Origin of the sequence: Mucilaginibacter sp. L196 (genome assembly GCF_009765905.1) — a bacterium.
In the GTDB taxonomy this organism is placed as follows: Bacteria; Bacteroidota; Bacteroidia; order Sphingobacteriales; family Sphingobacteriaceae; genus Mucilaginibacter.
This window is the reverse complement of sequence record NZ_LMUO01000019.1, coordinates 53,928-71,664: the sequence shown is the minus strand read 5'-3', so window position 1 is coordinate 71,664 and position 17,737 is coordinate 53,928. Positions and strand designations below refer to the sequence as shown.

Here is a 17,737-nt window from a genome sequence, read left to right as displayed (position 1 = left end):
AATGAAACAAACAATTTTTACCCTTTTACTACTTTCAACTATTGGGTTTGTATCATGCCGAAAAACCGGCACGGAACCCAATATTGTACAATACGATCAAGCCCAGATACTAAACTACATTAAGGCTAATGGCATAAAAGGTATGCACCAAGATACTGTAGGCGGTGATACATCAGGTATTTATTATAAACTCATAGACAGTGCAATAGCTCCTTCAGACGTCCCTTTAACTTATAGTGATGAGGTATCCTTTGTATATACCCTACGCAGTTTTGATGGCAAATATATAAGCTCTGATACTATCCTAAATCAATATTTGGGCTATATAGGGCATCTTACCAATGTTGCTTTTCCTGCCGGGCTTGAACTTGCCATCATTAATGATTTAAGATATAGCGGCAGAAGCATGCGTGTTTTAATACCTTCCTATTTGGCTTATGGTGTTAATGGTTATGGCTCGGGCAGTATAAATGTTGCAGGCAGCCACATAGCCGGCAACCAATGCCTTGACTACTATGTGCATGTGATTAACAAACAACCTGACACAGTTGCACAATACAATTATGATGAACAAGTAATTAATAAGTACCTGACTGCCCAAAATTTAACTGGCTACTTACCCGATGGTGGAGTATATTACAAAATATTAACAAAAGGCACTGGTACCGATCCGATAACAGATAATACCACTATTGAGGCTACGTACAATGAACGATTGCTTAACGGCAATGTAATAGGCGGAGCAAATCAAACTACCGGTGTTGACAGTACTTCGTTTGATGTACCCACTCTTATACCGGGTGTAGCACGTATGTTAGAAAATCATGCAGTAAAAGGAACTGTAATCTCTATGATAATACCATCAGGCCAGGCTTACGGAATATCATCTCCATCAGGTACACCGGCTAATGCCTGTTTAAGATATGAGTTTACAATAGTGGATGTTAGCCCATAGTTTACCGAACTAAGGCAGCTTTAAAAGCTTTTAAACAACGCTCACGTGCAAAAGCGTGATCAACAATGGGTTTTGGATATTTGCTAAAGTCAGCATACTCCGGAACCCATTTTTTTATGTAGATAAATTGCGGATCGAATTTTTTAAGTTGAGAGTCTGGGTTGAAAATTCGGAAGTATGGCGCTGCATCAGTACCACTCCCCGCCGACCATTGCCAGCCGCCAACATTGCTTGCCATTTCATAGTCCAGTAGTTTGCGGGCAAAATAGTGCTCACCCCAGCGCCAGTCAATTAAAAGGTCTTTGGCTAAAAAACTGGCTACTACCATACGTACACGGTTATGCATATAACCTGTGGCATTAAGCTCGCGCATACCCGCATCAACCAGCGGAAAGCCAGTTTCGCCTTCGCACCAGGCTTTAAACTGAGCTTCATCATTTATCCACTTAATGTTATCATATTCCGGCCTGAAAGCATGATTCATAGTATGAGGAAAATGATCTAGGATCATCATATAAAACTCTCGCCATATTAACTCATTCAGCCAGGTTTTTTCTTTGTAGCTATTAGCTGTGCTGGCCAGTTCCCGTATACTTACAGTGCCGAATCTTAAGCGTAAACCAATGTGCGACGTGCCATTGATTCCTGGAAAATCACGCTTTTCGGCATAATCCTTTATCACAGCTTCATAGTTTTCATTAGGAAAGTTTATGAAGCTCTTTTCAAAGCCCATATCTTTTAACAACGGCATTTTAAAGCCATCCGTTTTAAACAGTTTTTTGAAGTATTTTTTTGTAGGATAAACTTTTAGGTAGAATGGGCTAAGTGTCTCATACCATTTACGCATGTAAGGAGTATAAACAGTGTAAGGTTTACCATCATTTTTCAAAACCTCGTCGCGATCAAAAATAACCTGGTCTTTGTAAGTTTTAAACCCGATGTTATGCTTCTTTAATAGCTGGGCAACCTCGCCATCACGCTTTTTTGCATAGGGCTCATAGTCATGGTTGGTATACACCGAAGCAATTGCATAATCCTTTAGCAGTTTAGCCCAAACATGGTCAGGCTTATCATACAAAACCAGTAAACTACTGCCATGCTTTTTAAGTTCCGTATTAATATTTTCGATGGTATTATAAATAAACGTAACCCGCGCATCATCCTTATCTTCCAGCTTATCCAGTATTTCTTTGTCGAAGATAAAAATCGGCAATACGGGGTTACCACTTTTTAAGGCGTGATATAAACCAGCATTATCATCCAACCGCAAATCACGCCTAAACCAAAATATAGTTAGCGGTAGTTTATTATCCATAAATTTCTTTTAGAGCACCAGATAGCTCGGGATAATCAAATTTAAACCCGGTATCTTCTATTTTTTTTGATGATGTTCTGGTACTTTCTAATACCGCAAGCCGCATTTCGCCCATTATCAGTTTCAAAACAAATACCGGCACATTTGGGGCCCAGAATGGTTTATGAAGTTGTTGTGCCACCGCTTTGGTTAGTTGTTTATTAGTTACGGGGTTGGGCCCTGTCATGTTATAAACGCCGGATAAAGCCACGTGTTCAATACCGTAGACATACATCTTCACCACATCCCGCCAATGTATCCAGGGTGTCCATTGCCCGCCGCTGCCCAAAGGTGAGCCAACGCCCCATTTTACCGGGTTGGCTAGTTGCGGCAAAGCACTGCCATCTTTATCTAACACTATCCCTGTACGAAATTTCACTACCCGAAAACCCAAATCCTTGCCTTCATCAGCAGCAGCCTCCCACTTTACACAAACTTCTGCTAAAAAATCCTTGCCTTTCTGGCTATCCTCGGTAAGTAACTCTGCTCCCCTATCGCCATAATAACCTGTTGCAGATGCTGAGATTACCGTTTTAACGATATGATTCTTTTTGCGAAGTAGCCGGTATATTAACCCGATAGATTTAGTACGACTATCAATAATCTCTTTCTTTCGCTCATCCGACCACCGTTTGTCAACTACACCTGCACCGGCTAAATGCACAATCGTATCAACCCCGGTTATACATGCCTCATCAATTTCACCTTTGGCCACATTCCACAAATAGGTTTTCACTTTAGGGTTATTGCCCGGATTCCTGCTTAAATGGCTCACTTCATAGCCCTTATCCAGTAATGCTTTTGTAAGTCGCGCGCCAACAAGTCCGGTACCACCCGTTAGTAATATATGTTTGTACATGCCGAATGATTTAATATGTGGTTTATAACTGATGCATTTTTTAGCCGCCTCTTCGCATCAGCAATTGAGACTTTCATAAAACTGCAACAATATAAATTGGTAGCTGTTTGGCTTATCGCATTCTTAAAAAGAATAGCAATTAAGCAGTGATGCTATCGTATGCCACCAACTTTGAACAAAGCTTATCATACCGCGCGATAAAATCCAGGTGGATAGGATCAACCTCATATGAATCATGGTCTGCCTGGTTATTAAACAATATCAGCAAAGAAACATCACAAGAATCATCAATTGGCCCGCCATGTGTATTTGCCGTTATGCCTACATGAATATCTCTTATTGAGGTTATTGCTGTTAATTGCTGCAAACCATCCACAAACTTTTGCCTGTCGGCTTTATCATTTAACCAAAAAAGCACATGGTGCACAAATGTGTTTTCTAAGACCATAATTAATTACTATTAGGTTAATATAAGCTATCAACGGTAAATTGAGTAGTTACATGCGGTTTATAAGTATCGGTTTTAACTTTTGCCTTTAATTCATGCAATATGTTGTATAAGCCAAAATTGGTTCGGTTAACATAAATAAAGTGCTTTACACCACGGGCTTGTTTAAACTCCGGCATCTTTGATATTTTCTCACCAAAGCCATACAATTCATCGAAAAACTTTGTCTCGCCAAAATCAAAAGTGCTGTCAATATAAGGCATGGCAAACAGCTTTATCATTTGCTTATACATGCCATAATAAAACTCAACCTGCGCCGGTGTATCATTTGGATGGATCATCTCCAGCAAACGGAAAGCCTTAATTGTTTCTTCTTTATTATCCAATAAATTGGTAGAAGTAAGCGAGAAGAAAGGCGCATAAAAATCTTCGGGCATTTCTTTAATGCAGCCAAAATCAATCACACCCAATTTGCCATCAGGCGTGATCATAAAATTACCCGGATGCGGATCAGCATGCACAGCACGTAACTCGTGTTGCTGAAAATTATAAAAATCCCAAAGTGCCTGCCCTATGGTATTTCTTAGTTCCTGCGATGGATTGGTAGCTAAAAACTCTTTTAAATGGTGACCTTCCAACCAATCCATTGTGATGATGCGTTTGCTGGATAATTCGGGATAATAAGTAGGAAAAACTATATTATCCAAATTAGCGCAGGCGTTTGAAAACTCAATCGATCTGCGGATCTCTAATTCGTAGTCCGTTTCTTCTAACAAGCGCTCCTCAACTTCGCGCATGTAAACGTCCAGTTCTTTTTCGCTCATGCCCAACAATCGGAATGCAAACGGCTTAACCAGTTTTAAATCGGATGATATAGAATCGCCCACGCCGGGATATTGTATTTTAACGGCCAATTTTTTACCATTTAATTCTGCCGAATGCACCTGGCCTATTGAAGCCGCATTGGTTGATTTCAGATTGAATTTATCATAGATGTGCTCCGGCGTTTTGCCGAAGTATTTTTTAAACGACTGAATGATTAGCGGACCAGAAAGCGGCGGCGCATTATATTGTGATTGCGAAAACTTATCTACATAGGCCTGCGGCAACAGGTTTTTATCCATGCTGAGCATCTGAGCGACTTTTAAGGCGCTACCTTTCAATTCGCTTAACGATTCATAAATATCCGTAGCATTGTCCTCATTCAATTCACTTTTATCCAATTCGGGATTAAAAAGCTTTTTTGAATAATGCTTGATATAATTCCCACCGATCTTAAAGCCAGTCTTCACAAATTTGCCTGACCGTTGTACTTTACTGGTTGGTATACTATTTTGTTCTTTTGGCGTATCGCTCATGTCTTTTTAGTTCATAGTGTCTAGTTCATGGTTCATAGCACAAATCTCATGCTTAATCTTCATAGCCACTATCAACTATGAACCGTAATCTATTCAAATAATGCAGCCAGCTTTTGTACCGTTAAAGTGGAATAATCATCTATTACCAAATTCGATGGTTGCAATTGCGCTGCTTTGTGGCCTGTGGTAATCCCTACTACTTTCATGCCAGCCGCGTTCGCGGCTTTAATACCTGCCAACGAATCCTCAAAAACCACACAATTGGCAGGGTCGGCGTTCAACTCTTCAGCTGCTTTTAAAAATATCTGTGGGTTTGGTTTTCCCTTGGTTACCCTACTACCATCAATAATCGCTTCGAAATCGTCGCGGATGGGTATTTTATTCAGGATGAAATTAATATCTTCCATAGTGGCCGACGACGCCATAGCCATTTTCACACCTGCCGCTTTCAATTCCGCTAAAAAGTTTTCCAATCCGTTTATCGGCCTTAAAAATGGAGCATATATTTCACGGTAATAAGTTTCTTTTTCATTTAGATAACCTTTTAAAGTTGCCTCATCAGCATCGGGAAATAAACCTCCTAATGTTTCAATAATAGGCACACCGCTGATAGATGTTTTATAAGTTGATTGCTCCAATTCGCCAAGCTCGTGTTTTTTGTAAAATGCCTGCCATGATTTAAAATGATATGGGGTATTGTCGACAAGCGTACCATCCATATCAAAAATTGCGGTAAAGTTTTTCAAAGAGTGTAATGTGTTATGCCCCCTCTAAATCTCCCCCGGTTGGGGAGACTTTTAAGCCCTCCCTTCCGGGGAGGGTTCGGGTGGGGCTGTTAAGTATTAAAATCCGAAACCCATCTTTTCTTTCATACCGCCGTTTTTAGCCAAAAACTTGCCGTACTCAAAAAGGTTGTCAATGGGCGAACGTTGGAAAAGGTCGAAGGTTACGTTAACGCCTTTTTCAATAGCTTCATCAGTTTTTTCAAAACCTGCTGTGCTGTCATTTATCCAAAAATTCAATACAAATACAAACTGGATCCATAAAGCGTCTTTATAGCGTTTTGAGAAGAATTTACGATCAGACAATTCTGAAGTTTCAATGCCTCCGTTAATAATCTCTTCGGCAAATCCTTCAAAAATTTCTTTCAGCTTCTCAAACACCTTTGGCGTAGTAAAACCTTTAGGCTGTTTTTTTATGCTATATACCGCGAAACTGCGGCTACTTTTAAGCAACTCAAAAAACGCGTAAAAAAACGACAATGCTTTTTCCCTGGATGAATACTCCAGCCAAACTTCCTGCGCTCTGATCTCGATAAGCGTATTCAACGCTAAACCCGACCAGATACTCTCTTCTATTGCATCAAACGAACCGAAAAACTGATAAAACTCAGCCTCGGTCATTTTATTTTTTTTAGCGAATATGTAAACCGACTTTGGCTGCTCGCCCTCAGTCAGTACAAAATCCATATATGCCTTTCTAATCCCTTCTATAGTTGCCATATTGTTTGAATTATGATATAAAATTAAGCATTATATAAACAGGTATATGTCATGCCTATCTATAATTAAACGAATAATAAGTGGTGGTATTATACTTAATACTCCGGCTACTACAGTACCATATAAACTTCAAAAATGTTTAGTGCATGTCAAATAATCGGTACATATGCAAAAAACAAATAAAAATTTGCAATTTTTGTCTACCGCAAATTTTCTGAAGGGTCTGCTAAACATGAGCGAAAAAACTATTCTGGTTTGGTTTAGAAATGATTTACGAATACACGATAACGAAATATTGTTAGAAGCTATCCGTAAAGCTGATAAAATTTTGCCCGTATATTGTTTTGATCCTTTCTATTTCACAAAATCAGCTTCAGGCGAACCTAAAACTGGTAATTTCCGTGCCCGATTTTTATTAGAATCCGTTGCTGATCTACGCAAGAATTTACAAGCACATGGCGCCGAACTTATTATCCGCACCGGTAACCCGGCCGAAATTTTACCACAGCTTTGTGAAGAATACCATGTAAATGAAGTATACCATCATCGTGAAGTAGCCTACGAAGAAACCAATATATCTGAGCAGGTAGAAGAAGCGTTATGGAAGATTAAACTTAATCTGAAACATTTTATAGGCCATACGCTATACCATAAAGAGGACTTGCCGTTCCCAATAAAAGACATTCCGGATAGCTTTGCCATCTTTAAAAAGAAAATTGAGCGCGATAGTAATGTGCGCCCATGTATCGATACACCGGGTGAGATTAATATCCCAGTTATTACCGATGCCGGCGAAATACCAACGTTAATTGAATTAGGTTTGGATGAGCCTGCTGATGATCACCGTGCTAATATTAAATTAGTTGGTGGCGAAACGGAAGCGTTAAAACAATTACAAAACTTTCTTTTCAATATCCAGCAAACTAGCCCAAAAGCAGGCAAGAATAGTGCGAGTTCATCTATAGCTTCACATCTTTCTCCTTGGATCACCATTGGTTGTATATCATTAAGGCAAGTTTACTGGGAAGTGTTAAAAACCGGGAACTTTCAGCATAACAACGGGCCGCTGATATTAGAATTATTATGGCGTGATTATTTCAGGTTTATGTTTAAAAAACATGGCCAAAAATTTATTGCCGCTAAAAATGATGAATATGTTAGCGATTTTGCCGAAAACCAGGATGAGCTTTTTAATAAATGGAAAAACGGCACTACCGGCACTCCTTTAGTTGATGCCATTATGCATGAATTAAATGCCACAGGCTACATTAATAATTATAGCAGGCAAATTACAGCTGGATACCTGGTAAATACACTTAAAGTTGACTGGACCAAAGGTGCCAGCTATTTTGAAGAGAAACTAATAGACTATTCCCCTGCCAGCAATTGGGGTAACTGGGCTTTTATAGCAGGCATTGGCAATGACCCACGAGATAACCGTTATTTTAACACAGCCCGCCAAACCGGCGAACTTGAAACTAAAGGCGATTTTATTGATATATGGTTGTGTAATACCGCAAAACCGTTACATGTCAGTTCTTTGTAAACTAAAAATTTAACAAGTAACTTTTAGACACTTATTTCGTCTATATGATTATAAACGCCACCATCATGAATTCTTTTGAATCATTTACTGTTATTATCGGCCTGCTTGCAGTGCTTTTAGAAGGGGTATCGTATGTGCGCGATTTTCTGCATAAACTGTTACACTAAGGTAACATTCTAAGTTATTTTTATCAACCACCACCTTATTTCAATTTTAATGAATGTTTTATAAATTAAATTTAAAGTTTGTAAGCACATATGCTTACTTTTGTACCGTTTAATAGATTGGTTTTACACATGGATCGCCTAAATTATATAAATAGCGGTAACGCAGCTTTTATTGATTCCCTATACGAAGAATACAAGCAAGACCCCACCTCCATTGATTTTGGATGGCAAAAATTTTTTGAAGGTTTTGATTTTGGCCGTGGCGCCGAAGCAACTTCAGTAAGTGCCGAAACTCCTGATCACTTTTTGAAAGAGATTAACGTACTTAACATGATAAACGGTTACCGCTCACGCGGGCACTTGTTTGCCACCACAAACCCAGTACGTGAGCGCCGCCAATATTTCCCGGGTAAAGAACTGGAAACATTTGGTTTGAGCGAAGCGGATATGGACACTGTATTTAATGCAGGTGTTGAGATTGGCTTAGGCCCAGCCAAACTGCGCGACATTCGCCAGGCTTTGGAAGACACGTATTGCCGTACCATTGGCGCCGAATACCGCTATGTACGCAATCCCATAAAAATAAAATGGTTTGAAGAGCGCATGGAGCGTACCCGCAACACGCCTTCATTTACCGTTGACCAAAAAAGGCTGATGTTTGAAAAACTTAGTCAGGCCGTAATCTTCGAGAACTTTTTAGGCACCAAGTTTTTGGGCCAAAAACGTTTTTCGTTAGAGGGCGCCGAAGCTATTATACCAGCTCTTGATTCTGTGATTCAGAAAGGATCATCATTAGGTATCCAGGAATACATTATTGGTATGGCTCACCGTGGCCGCTTAAACGTGCTGGCAAACATCATGAAGAAAACCTATAAGGAGATCTTTTTTGAGTTTGAAGGCAAAAATTATGACCAGGATTCACCATTTAGCGGTGACGTTAAATATCACTTAGGATATTCAACCGACGTGAAAACAGACGATGGTAAAAATGTTCACTTGAGCCTTTGCCCTAACCCTTCGCATTTAGAAGCGGTTGATCCGGTTGTTGAAGGCCTTACCCGTTCAAAAATTGATTTTAAATATAATGGCGATGAAGAAAAAATCGCACCTATATTAATACATGGTGATGCATCAGTTGCAGGCCAGGGTATAGTTTATGAGGTTTTACAAATGGAAAAACTGAATGGCTATAGCACCGGCGGTACTATCCACCTGGTAATCAATAACCAGATTGGTTTTACCACCAATTACCTTGATGCCCGCTCAAGTACCTATTGTACAGATGTTGCCAAAACTGTGCTTTCGCCGGTTTTCCACGTTAATGGTGATGACGTTGAGGCTGTCACTTATGTAATCAACTTAGCTATGGAATACCGTCAGGCTTTCCATAGTGATGTATTTATTGATATTTTATGCTACCGTCGTTATGGTCATAATGAGGCTGATGAACCAAAATTCACCCAGCCGGTATTATATAAAGCCATCGATGCTCATGAAAACCCACGTAAAGTTTATTTAGATAAACTTTTGGCAGAAGGTTCGATTACTGATGCACTGGCAAAAGAATCTGAGAAAAAATTCCGCGATCTTTTACAATCACAGTTAGACGAATCAAAAGCAGAAGAACGCTTTACCAATGCTATCCCAATGTTTGAAGGTGCATGGCAAGGTTTGCACATAGCCACTGAAAAGGAAACTATTGCGAAAACTGAGACAGCAGTACCTAAAGACGAGTTATTAGCGATTGGTAAATCACTTACTGAATTACCAAAGGATAAAGAGTTTTTCAAAAAGATAGAGAAATTATTCCAGGATCGCGCAGCAATGGTTAACCAAACCCAGGTATTTGACTGGGCAATGGGTGAGTTATTAGCTTACGGTACTTTATTAAAAGATGGCCATTCAGTTAGGTTAAGCGGCGAAGACGTTAAACGTGGTACATTCTCTCATCGCCATGCGGTATTAACACTTGCCGATTCGGAACAAGAATACACTCCGCTTGATACTATAGAAACTGATGCAAAATTCAGTATCTACAATTCATTATTATCTGAATACGGTGTGTTAGGTTTTGAGTATGGTTATGCCTTAGCTAATCCTAATGCATTAACTATTTGGGAAGCTCAATTTGGTGACTTCTTTAACGGTGCGCAAATCATCGTTGACCAATACATAGCCAGTGCCGAAACAAAATGGCAACGTGGTAATGGTTTGGTAATGTTATTGCCACATGGTTACGAAGGCCAGGGCCCTGAGCACTCATCAGCACGTATTGAGCGTTTTATGGAGCTTTGTGCCGATAACAATATCCAGGTAGCAAATTGTACTACTCCTGCAAACTTCTTCCATATATTGCGCCGCCAGATCTATCGTGATTTCCGTAAACCGTTGATCGTGTTTACACCTAAGAGCTTGCTTCGCAGCCCTAAGTGCGTATCTCCGTTGGTTGATTTTACAGAAGGTAAATTTCAGGAGGTTATTGATGATAACTTTGCGGATGCTAAAAAAGTTAAACGTGTATTATTCTGCTCAGGCAAAATATATTACGATTTATTAGATAAACAACAAGCCGACCAGCGTAAGGATATAGCTATTGTTCGTATTGAGCAATTGTACCCTACACCTGTACAGCAAATGGCTAAAATAAAATCTAAATACAGCAAAGCCACCGAATTTGTATGGGTACAGGAAGAACCAGAAAATATGGGCGCCTGGCCATATATGTGCCGCAAATTCCGCAAGGATGATGTATTGAAACTGGATGTAATATCACGCTTAGAAGGAAGCAGTACCGCAACCGGTTTTGCTAAACAACATGCTGCGCAACAGTTACACATCATTTCCAAGGCATTTGAATCACCTGTTGGCCCTGTATTAAAGGAAAAAATAAACAAAATAACACAAAAAATGGCTACGGCCAGCGCAGATTAGTGAACGGTATGTGGTGCGACAAGCGGGTTAACTGCTATCCACACCACACGCCCCCACCTTCGCACCGATAACAAAACAACAATTATGAGTTTAGAGATCAAAGTTCCGCCGGTTGGCGAATCAATTACCGAAGTAACACTGGCATCGTGGTTAAAAAAAGACGGTGATGCAGTACAAATGGATGAAGTAATTGCTGAATTAGAATCAGACAAGGCTACCTTCGAGCTTACTGCCGAAAAAGCCGGAACTTTAAAAATAATAGCAAAAGAAGGCGATGTATTACCTATTGGCGCAATAGTTTGCACCATTGAAGAAGGTGGCGCAGCAGTATCTGCCCCGGCAACAGCCCAAACCGCTGCTCCTACCAAAGAAGAAGCTAAGGAAGAAGAAAAATTAGCTTTAACAACTGCCACAACATCAAAACAAAGTACTTATGCATCGGGCACACCATCGCCTGCTGCTGCAAAAATATTAGCTGAAAAAGGAATTGATCCTGCCAGCGTAAATGGTAACGGCGTTGCCGGAAGAATTACTAAGGAAGATGCTCTTAACGCGCAAAGCGCGCCGGCTGCGGCACCTGTTGCAGCTCCTGCACCGGTTGCACAAACAGGCGAACGTACTGAAAAACGCGAAAAAATGTCGTCGTTACGCAAAACTGTTGCTAAGCGTTTAGTAACAGTTAAAAACGAAACCGCGATGCTTACCACTTTTAACGAAGTGGATATGGCCCCAATTATGGAGCTTCGTGCTAAATACAAAGATAAATTTAAAGAGAAATATGGTGTTGGCTTAGGCTTCATGTCATTCTTTACCAAAGCGGTTACCGAGGCATTGAAAGATTGGCCTGCTGTTGGCGCACGTATTGAAGGCGAAGAAGTAGTTTATAGCAATTATGCCGATATTTCTATAGCGGTATCTGCACCGAAAGGATTAGTGGTACCTATTATCCGCAATGCGGATAGCCTTAGCCTTGCCGGTATTGAGAAAGCTGTTGCCGCACTAGCTGCTAAAGCCCGCGACAACAAATTATCACTGGAAGAAATGACAGGCGGTACATTTACCATAACTAACGGTGGTGTTTTTGGATCAATGTTATCAACCCCGATCATTAACTCACCGCAGTCAGCTATCCTAGGTATGCACAATATTATTGAGCGCCCGGTTGCTGTAAACGGACAAGTAGTTATCCGCCCGATGATGTACGTTGCACTATCTTATGATCACCGCATCATCGATGGCCGCGAGTCGGTTAGCTTCCTGGTAAGGGTAAAACAATTACTGGAAGATCCATCAAGATTATTATTGGGAGTTTAATTTTCCTATAGAAAATATAAAGCCCGGTTGTAAATTACAACCGGGCTTTTTTATTGGAGTTTCTTAGAAAGTCGGTATAAAATACTTCTTCACCACTGCAGTAACTTTATGCTTGATGTGGGTTGACGCTTTTTTCTCCCACACAATCTTGTAACTGTCATTAGGTCGTTGGATGATTTTGAAATAGTCTTTCAAATCTCCACTAATCTCAATCGCATTCTTTACCCCTATCGCGGCTATTTCTTTATTGAATTCGTCCATGCTTTTTTTGTGCGAATTTATCGATTTTTAATTTAGCATTTTCATTCGGAAGCGGTAACACAATTATTACCCTTATTTTTCTCTGAAAAAGCAAACTTACCCTACCTTCCAATTGTAATTTAATAAACAATATATTATGGAATTTACAAGATTTGGAAATACCGGGATAACCGTTTCAAAGCTATGCCTCGGCACCATGACCTACGGCGAACCCGATACCCGCTGGCCCTGGGCGTTGAACGAAGAACAAAGCAGGCCATTCATTAAAAAAGCATTTGAACTGGGTATTAACTTTTTTGATACTGCAGATGTGTACACCAACGGCAAAAGCGAAGAAGTTGTAGGCCGAGCTTTAAAAGATTTTGCCAAACGTGATGATTACGTACTGGCTACCAAAGTATTCAATCCTATGGGGCCCGGCCCAAATGACAAGGGCCTATCCCGCAAACATATTATGAGCGCCATTGATGCCAGTCTGAAACGTTTGGGAACTGATTATGTAGATCTATACCAGATCCACCGCTGGGATTACAATACCCCGATTGAAGAAACAATGGAAGCTTTGCACGATGTGGTAAAAGCAGGCAAAGTAAGGTATATCGGCGCATCGTCCATGTATAGCTGGCAGTTTGCAAAGGCCTTGTATACCTCTGATCTACATGGCTGGACCAGATTTGTATCGATGCAACCGCATTACAACTTAATTTACCGCGAAGAAGAGCGTGAAATGCTGCCACTTTGTGAAGATCAGAAAATAGCGGTTATCCCATGGTCGCCGTTGGCACGCGGTGTGCTGACTCGTAAACCGGAAGAACGCAATGATACCAAACGTGCCCAAACGGATGCTTTCGGCAAATCATTGTATACTGAAGATGCTGACATGGAAATTGTAAAACGGGTTACGGAGATAGCGGAACAGCGTGGTGTATCAAATGCGCAAGTGGCTATGGCCTGGATGCTGACCAAACCGGTAATTACCTCACCTATTATAGGTGCCAGTAAACCCGGGCATTTAGAAGATGCGGTTGCTTCATTATCATTAAAATTAAGTGCCGAGGAAATTAAAAAACTCGAAGAACCTTATAACCCCCGCTCCATACAAGGGCATAGTTAATGGAGATTATTGTACCAACTGTACCACGAAACAAGTGAAACAGTTGGTACATTTGGTACACTTTTCACCTAAAAAAAGCCCGAAACAGCCCCAAAAAAGTGGTTTTTAGTTACTTTTTAAACGGGTTTTCAGCCCAAAACAGCCTGTTTTAGACCTAAAAACGACCAAAAAACATTACTTTTTATTCATTTTTTGCCCACTTTTGATAGAAAATTCACAGTTTTTATAGCTTTTCCTTCAGAAAATATACGCAAAATGTTACAAGATGAAACACCTTTGGTACATTCATAGCTTCATAGTTTTATTATAACTTTACAGCCTATAAAAGTTTATTGTTACGTATTATCCAGTTCATTTCTTATACCAGTTTCTTCAAACTCATAATATAACCAATATGCAAGCCTTCATGAAAAGGCAAAAAGGCTAATGCCTCATCAATGCTGCTTAACGGGATACCATAACGGGTAACAAACGAAGTATAATTGCTGATTATTCCATTACTATAATCGGCTTCTAACTGCTCAAGTGTGGTAAACAACATTTTTTTAATTTCTTCAACACCTACCGCATCAACAAATCCTTCAGGTTTAGTTCCGGGTTTGTAGGTGTTAAAAAATGCATCATCTACCCTAGCGTCTAAACCGGCACGCTTGTAGCATATGCCTTGCTGGGCAGCTATCATGTGGCCAAGGTTCCATATAATATTATTATTAAAACCAGCAGGTACCTTATTTAATTGCTCAACACTCAAATGGCTTATTTCATCAAGTATTCGTTCGCGTGGTTGTTTTATAATTTCAATTTCTCTTATCATTGTGATACAATTTTAGGCTAATGTGCGTAAAATATTTTAATTGGCTATACGTTTGCTACATTCATAGCTTCATAGTTTTATTATAACTTTACGGGCTGTAACCAACGCGAAATTTGAATGCCGGATACCACTTTAAATACCTCTTATCAATCTAAAAAGATCATCTGGTATTTCCTGCTTGGCTGGACGGTATTAAACATCATCCAGGGCTACACCCTTGAACTCCATGCCGACGAAGCCTACTACTGGCTCTACTCCCGCTTTTTAGATTGGGGTTATTTTGATCACCCACCAATGGTCGCGCTATTCATCCGCTTTGGCGATAGTATTATGCACAACGAACTTGGGCTGCGGATACTCACCATTACTGTTAGCACTGCATCTTTCTATATCCTTTGGCTCATTTTAAAAAAATATAACGCCAGCGCAAAGCTGTTTGCAATAGTGATTTCCTGCATGTTTATGTGCCATATGTATGGCTTTACTACTACGCCAGATTCTCCACTTTTCTTTTTCGCGGTGGTGTTTTATTATTTCTATCAAAAGTATATTGAGCAGGATACCTGGCTATTGGCTTTTATATTGGGTGTAGTGATTGCCTGCCTGCTTTACAGTAAATATCATGCTATATTACTTATAGGGTTTGCCGTACTCTCAAACATCAAGTTACTAAAACGACCATCTTTTTGGTTAATAGTTGTATTGGCAGGTGTACTATTCATCCCACATATATTATGGCAGGTACATCATAATTTCCCATCGCTCAACTACCATTTATCAGAACGCTCGGCAGAAAAATATCACCCTGAATTTACTTATTTATTTCCCCTCGGGCAAATATTAATGGCCGGGCCGATTATTGGCTGGTACTTATTTTATAAGGGCTTTACCACTAAAATTACAGATGGATTTATCCGTTGCCTGATGGTTAACAGCATCGGCACACCTATATTTTTCCTGATCTCGTCTTTCCGCGGCGAGGTACAGCCACAATGGACTTATATTGCCTTTGCCCCGCTTATACTATTAATCGTTATCAACTTTGCACAAAAACCTAATCTGCCAAAATGGTTTTACCCGGTTGCTTATGTCAATATCGCTATCATTTTATGTGTACGGATAGCATTAATTGCAGGCATACCTATCGGCCGTTTGCAAAGTCAGTTTGGTTTTAGGCAATGGGCATATGCCGTAAAACAAAAAGCAGGCGATAACTACGTAGTATTTAACGAAGGTTTCCAAAACCCATCAAAATACGATTACTATAATAACACATTAAAAGGCTTTTCTTATGATGACAGGTATTATCGTGGTACCCAATTTGATATTTGGCCAATAGAAGACAGTATACAACACAAGCGAGTTTTATATGTGACGGTTTTCAAGTCGCCTAATGTGACCACCGATTCTATAAAAGTACCCGCTGGTACCTGGTATACCGGTTGGATCAATGATGTGCGCACTTATCAAAAGGTTATCATTGATAATGGCAATTACAAAATGAGCTTGCCCGCAGGCCAAAAGCACACCTACGATCTGGTGATTAAAAATCCATACCCGATAGCTATAAATTTCAGCAATAAAGGTCAGCTACACCATGCTTTTTTAGAAGCTTGTTTCTTTGATGAAAAAGGGGATGCAAAAATACAACAGGCAGATACTACCTTTAATAATATTGCGTTAAAAGCGGGACAAAGCACCCATTACAAGTTTACAATTGTCACCCCAAAGCAAAAAGGGCAGTATGAATTGATGTTTTCTATCCGAACTGAACCTTTTAACGGTAGCAAGAACAGCAGAATAGTTAAATTCACCGCCGAATAATTACCCCATATGATTAAAAAACTTTACTTACTCGCCGTCTTATTGTTTTTATCTTCAGCTGCAGCTTTTGCGCAGGATAGCCTTGATGTGCATTTTAGTGCATTAGGCTGGTTAGATAACCGCGAATACAAAGCCTTTATCCCACGTTCACGTACCTACTCGGGCACACGTACAGCCTTAGATGTTGGTTTAGTGATAGATACCAATAACAGCTTTCGTGTAGGTACAAATGCCATACACGAATTTGGCGCACAACCTTATTTTTTGAGCGCCGTGCCGGTTGCATATTATCACTTTGAAAACAAAAGCTGGTTATTTAACGCAGGTGAATTTCCTCGCGAAGGTTTAATAGACGACTTCCCACGTGCTATGCTAAATGATACCTTGATGTATTTCCGGCCTAATGTGGAGGGTTTGCTGACGCGATATACCTCTGAGAATTTTTGGCAGATAGGTTTTATCGATTGGTTAAGCCGCCAAACCGATACCCAGCGCGAAGAGTTTATGTTTGGAGCCGAAGGACGCTACACTCCTAATGCTGACGGACCATTTTACGTAAGAGATTACTTTATGATGGAGCACGATGCCGGAGCCGCCATATTACAACCAACCGACCACATATATGATAATGGCGCGCTTGAATTAAGACTTGGACTAGATCTTACCAAAAACTCAGGCCTCGATTCCTTGGCATTTGAGGCTGGTAACCTTACCTCATTTTTAAGGGAACGTGGCTCTACCGGCTGGCAAACCCGCAACGGTTTTGTGTTTACCGCTTATGCTGCCCTAAATCGTCGCCTTGCTTTTAGGGATGAATTTTACAAAGGCCAGGGCAGTATCATCTATTACGGTGATTCTTTCTATGAAAAAACGCTTTACAATCGTTTGGATGTAATATATACACCGTTTAAAGCTAAACGCATTACCGGCCAGTTTATAGCGAGTTTCCACATGTCGCCCGGTCACTTTAACGATAATCAAGAAGTGTTCAGGATTACCTATGACTTAGGAAGAAAAACCATTGCGAGGTTTAAACCGGCTGAAAATAATAATTATTAGATTACATTCGCGTGCTGACTCACCCGGTTTTCGCTCAGCCGCTTAACCTGCCCTCTCTTCCGTAAACGGGAAAGAGGGCAAAAGACTATCGTCCTTACCTCTTTCCGCCGCAGGCGAAGAGAGGTCGACCAGCGCAGCGTAGTCGGGTGAGTCAACTTCGCCAGTTTCCACATGTCGCCCGGCCACTTAAATGATAACCAGGAAGTATTCAGGATCACTTATGATTTAGGT

The 17,737-nt window shown here is 40.4% G+C and carries 16 protein-coding genes and 1 pseudogene; 8 read left to right on the top strand and 9 right to left on the bottom strand.

The window, feature by feature from the left end:
- Position 1 precedes the first annotated feature (1 nt).
- Complete coding sequence (locus GSQ74_RS16730) at positions 2-955, top strand: hypothetical protein (protein WP_158995377.1); 954 nt, start codon at positions 2-4, stop codon at positions 953-955.
- A 1-nt stretch (position 956) separates the two neighbouring features.
- Here GSQ74_RS16730 and GSQ74_RS23020 read toward each other — a convergent pair whose 3' ends face one another.
- The gene (locus tag GSQ74_RS23020; protein ID WP_371724825.1) at positions 957-1,499 is read right to left on the bottom strand and encodes an FAD-binding domain-containing protein; all 543 of its coding nucleotides are present in this window, start codon (positions 1,497-1,499) and stop codon (positions 957-959) included.
- 81 nt (positions 1,500-1,580) lie between these two features.
- On the opposite strand from GSQ74_RS23020, the gene GSQ74_RS23015 reads away from it, so the two are divergent.
- Positions 1,581-1,697, top strand: coding sequence for a sortase B protein-sorting domain-containing protein (locus GSQ74_RS23015; RefSeq protein WP_371724823.1), 117 nt, complete (start codon positions 1,581-1,583; stop codon positions 1,695-1,697).
- A gap of 90 nt (positions 1,698-1,787) precedes the next feature.
- Here GSQ74_RS23015 and GSQ74_RS23010 read toward each other — a convergent pair.
- The 6 genes and pseudogenes from GSQ74_RS23010 to GSQ74_RS16700 all read right to left on the bottom strand — a co-directional run.
- Positions 1,788-2,270 (bottom strand): annotated as a pseudogene (locus GSQ74_RS23010) (deoxyribodipyrimidine photo-lyase); the annotation flags it as partial.
- Complete coding sequence (locus tag GSQ74_RS16720) at positions 2,263-3,168, bottom strand: TIGR01777 family oxidoreductase (RefSeq protein ID WP_158995375.1); 906 nt, start codon at positions 3,166-3,168, stop codon at positions 2,263-2,265. The pseudogene GSQ74_RS23010 and the gene GSQ74_RS16720, both read right to left, overlap by 8 nt.
- Before the next feature lie 139 nt (positions 3,169-3,307).
- A complete protein-coding gene (locus tag GSQ74_RS16715) occupies positions 3,308-3,616 on the bottom strand; it encodes a Dabb family protein (protein ID WP_158995374.1) in 309 nt (102 codons plus the stop codon).
- 17 nt (positions 3,617-3,633) lie between these two features.
- Positions 3,634-4,974 carry an AarF/ABC1/UbiB kinase family protein gene (locus tag GSQ74_RS16710; RefSeq protein WP_158995373.1) on the bottom strand — a complete coding sequence of 447 codons (1,341 nt, stop codon included), beginning with the start codon at positions 4,972-4,974 and terminating at the stop codon, positions 3,634-3,636.
- Positions 4,975-5,063: 89 nt separating this feature from the next.
- Positions 5,064-5,720 carry an HAD family phosphatase gene (locus GSQ74_RS16705; protein WP_158995372.1) on the bottom strand — a complete coding sequence of 219 codons (657 nt, stop codon included), beginning with the start codon at positions 5,718-5,720 and terminating at the stop codon, positions 5,064-5,066.
- Positions 5,721-5,816: 96 nt separating this feature from the next.
- Positions 5,817-6,476, bottom strand: a complete 660-nt coding sequence (locus tag GSQ74_RS16700; RefSeq protein ID WP_158995371.1) for a TetR family transcriptional regulator C-terminal domain-containing protein — start codon at positions 6,474-6,476, stop codon at positions 5,817-5,819.
- 232 nt (positions 6,477-6,708) lie between these two features.
- Here GSQ74_RS16700 and GSQ74_RS16695 point away from each other — a divergent pair, with 232 nt between their 5' ends.
- From GSQ74_RS16695 to odhB, 3 genes are all read left to right on the top strand, one after another.
- Entirely contained in the window at positions 6,709-8,022 is a 1,314-nt protein-coding gene (locus GSQ74_RS16695; RefSeq protein ID WP_158995370.1) for a DASH family cryptochrome, read from the top strand.
- Positions 8,023-8,318: 296 nt separating this feature from the next.
- Complete coding sequence (locus GSQ74_RS16690; RefSeq protein WP_158995369.1) at positions 8,319-11,120, top strand: 2-oxoglutarate dehydrogenase E1 component; 2,802 nt, start codon at positions 8,319-8,321, stop codon at positions 11,118-11,120.
- 84 nt (positions 11,121-11,204) lie between these two features.
- The gene (gene odhB / locus GSQ74_RS16685) at positions 11,205-12,434 is read left to right on the top strand and encodes a 2-oxoglutarate dehydrogenase complex dihydrolipoyllysine-residue succinyltransferase (protein WP_158995368.1); all 1,230 of its coding nucleotides are present in this window, start codon (positions 11,205-11,207) and stop codon (positions 12,432-12,434) included.
- A gap of 63 nt (positions 12,435-12,497) precedes the next feature.
- Here odhB and GSQ74_RS16680 read toward each other — a convergent pair whose 3' ends face one another.
- Positions 12,498-12,695, bottom strand: a complete 198-nt coding sequence (locus tag GSQ74_RS16680; RefSeq protein ID WP_158995367.1) for a hypothetical protein — start codon at positions 12,693-12,695, stop codon at positions 12,498-12,500.
- Positions 12,696-12,831: 136 nt separating this feature from the next.
- On the opposite strand from GSQ74_RS16680, the gene GSQ74_RS16675 reads away from it, so the two are divergent.
- Positions 12,832-13,809, top strand: a complete 978-nt coding sequence (locus tag GSQ74_RS16675) for an aldo/keto reductase (protein WP_158995366.1) — start codon at positions 12,832-12,834, stop codon at positions 13,807-13,809.
- Positions 13,810-14,167: 358 nt separating this feature from the next.
- Here the strand turns inward: GSQ74_RS16675 and GSQ74_RS16670 are convergent, their stop codons facing one another.
- A complete protein-coding gene (locus tag GSQ74_RS16670; RefSeq protein WP_158995365.1) occupies positions 14,168-14,623 on the bottom strand; it encodes a DinB family protein in 456 nt (151 codons plus the stop codon).
- Positions 14,624-14,740: 117 nt separating this feature from the next.
- Here GSQ74_RS16670 and GSQ74_RS16665 point away from each other — a divergent pair, with 117 nt between their 5' ends.
- Together GSQ74_RS16665 and GSQ74_RS16660 are read left to right on the top strand one after the other, a co-directional pair.
- A complete protein-coding gene (locus GSQ74_RS16665; protein ID WP_158995364.1) occupies positions 14,741-16,447 on the top strand; it encodes a glycosyltransferase family 39 protein in 1,707 nt (568 codons plus the stop codon).
- A 9-nt stretch (positions 16,448-16,456) separates the two neighbouring features.
- The gene (locus GSQ74_RS16660) at positions 16,457-17,506 is read left to right on the top strand and encodes a hypothetical protein (protein WP_158995363.1); all 1,050 of its coding nucleotides are present in this window, start codon (positions 16,457-16,459) and stop codon (positions 17,504-17,506) included.
- Positions 17,507-17,737 lie beyond the last annotated feature (231 nt).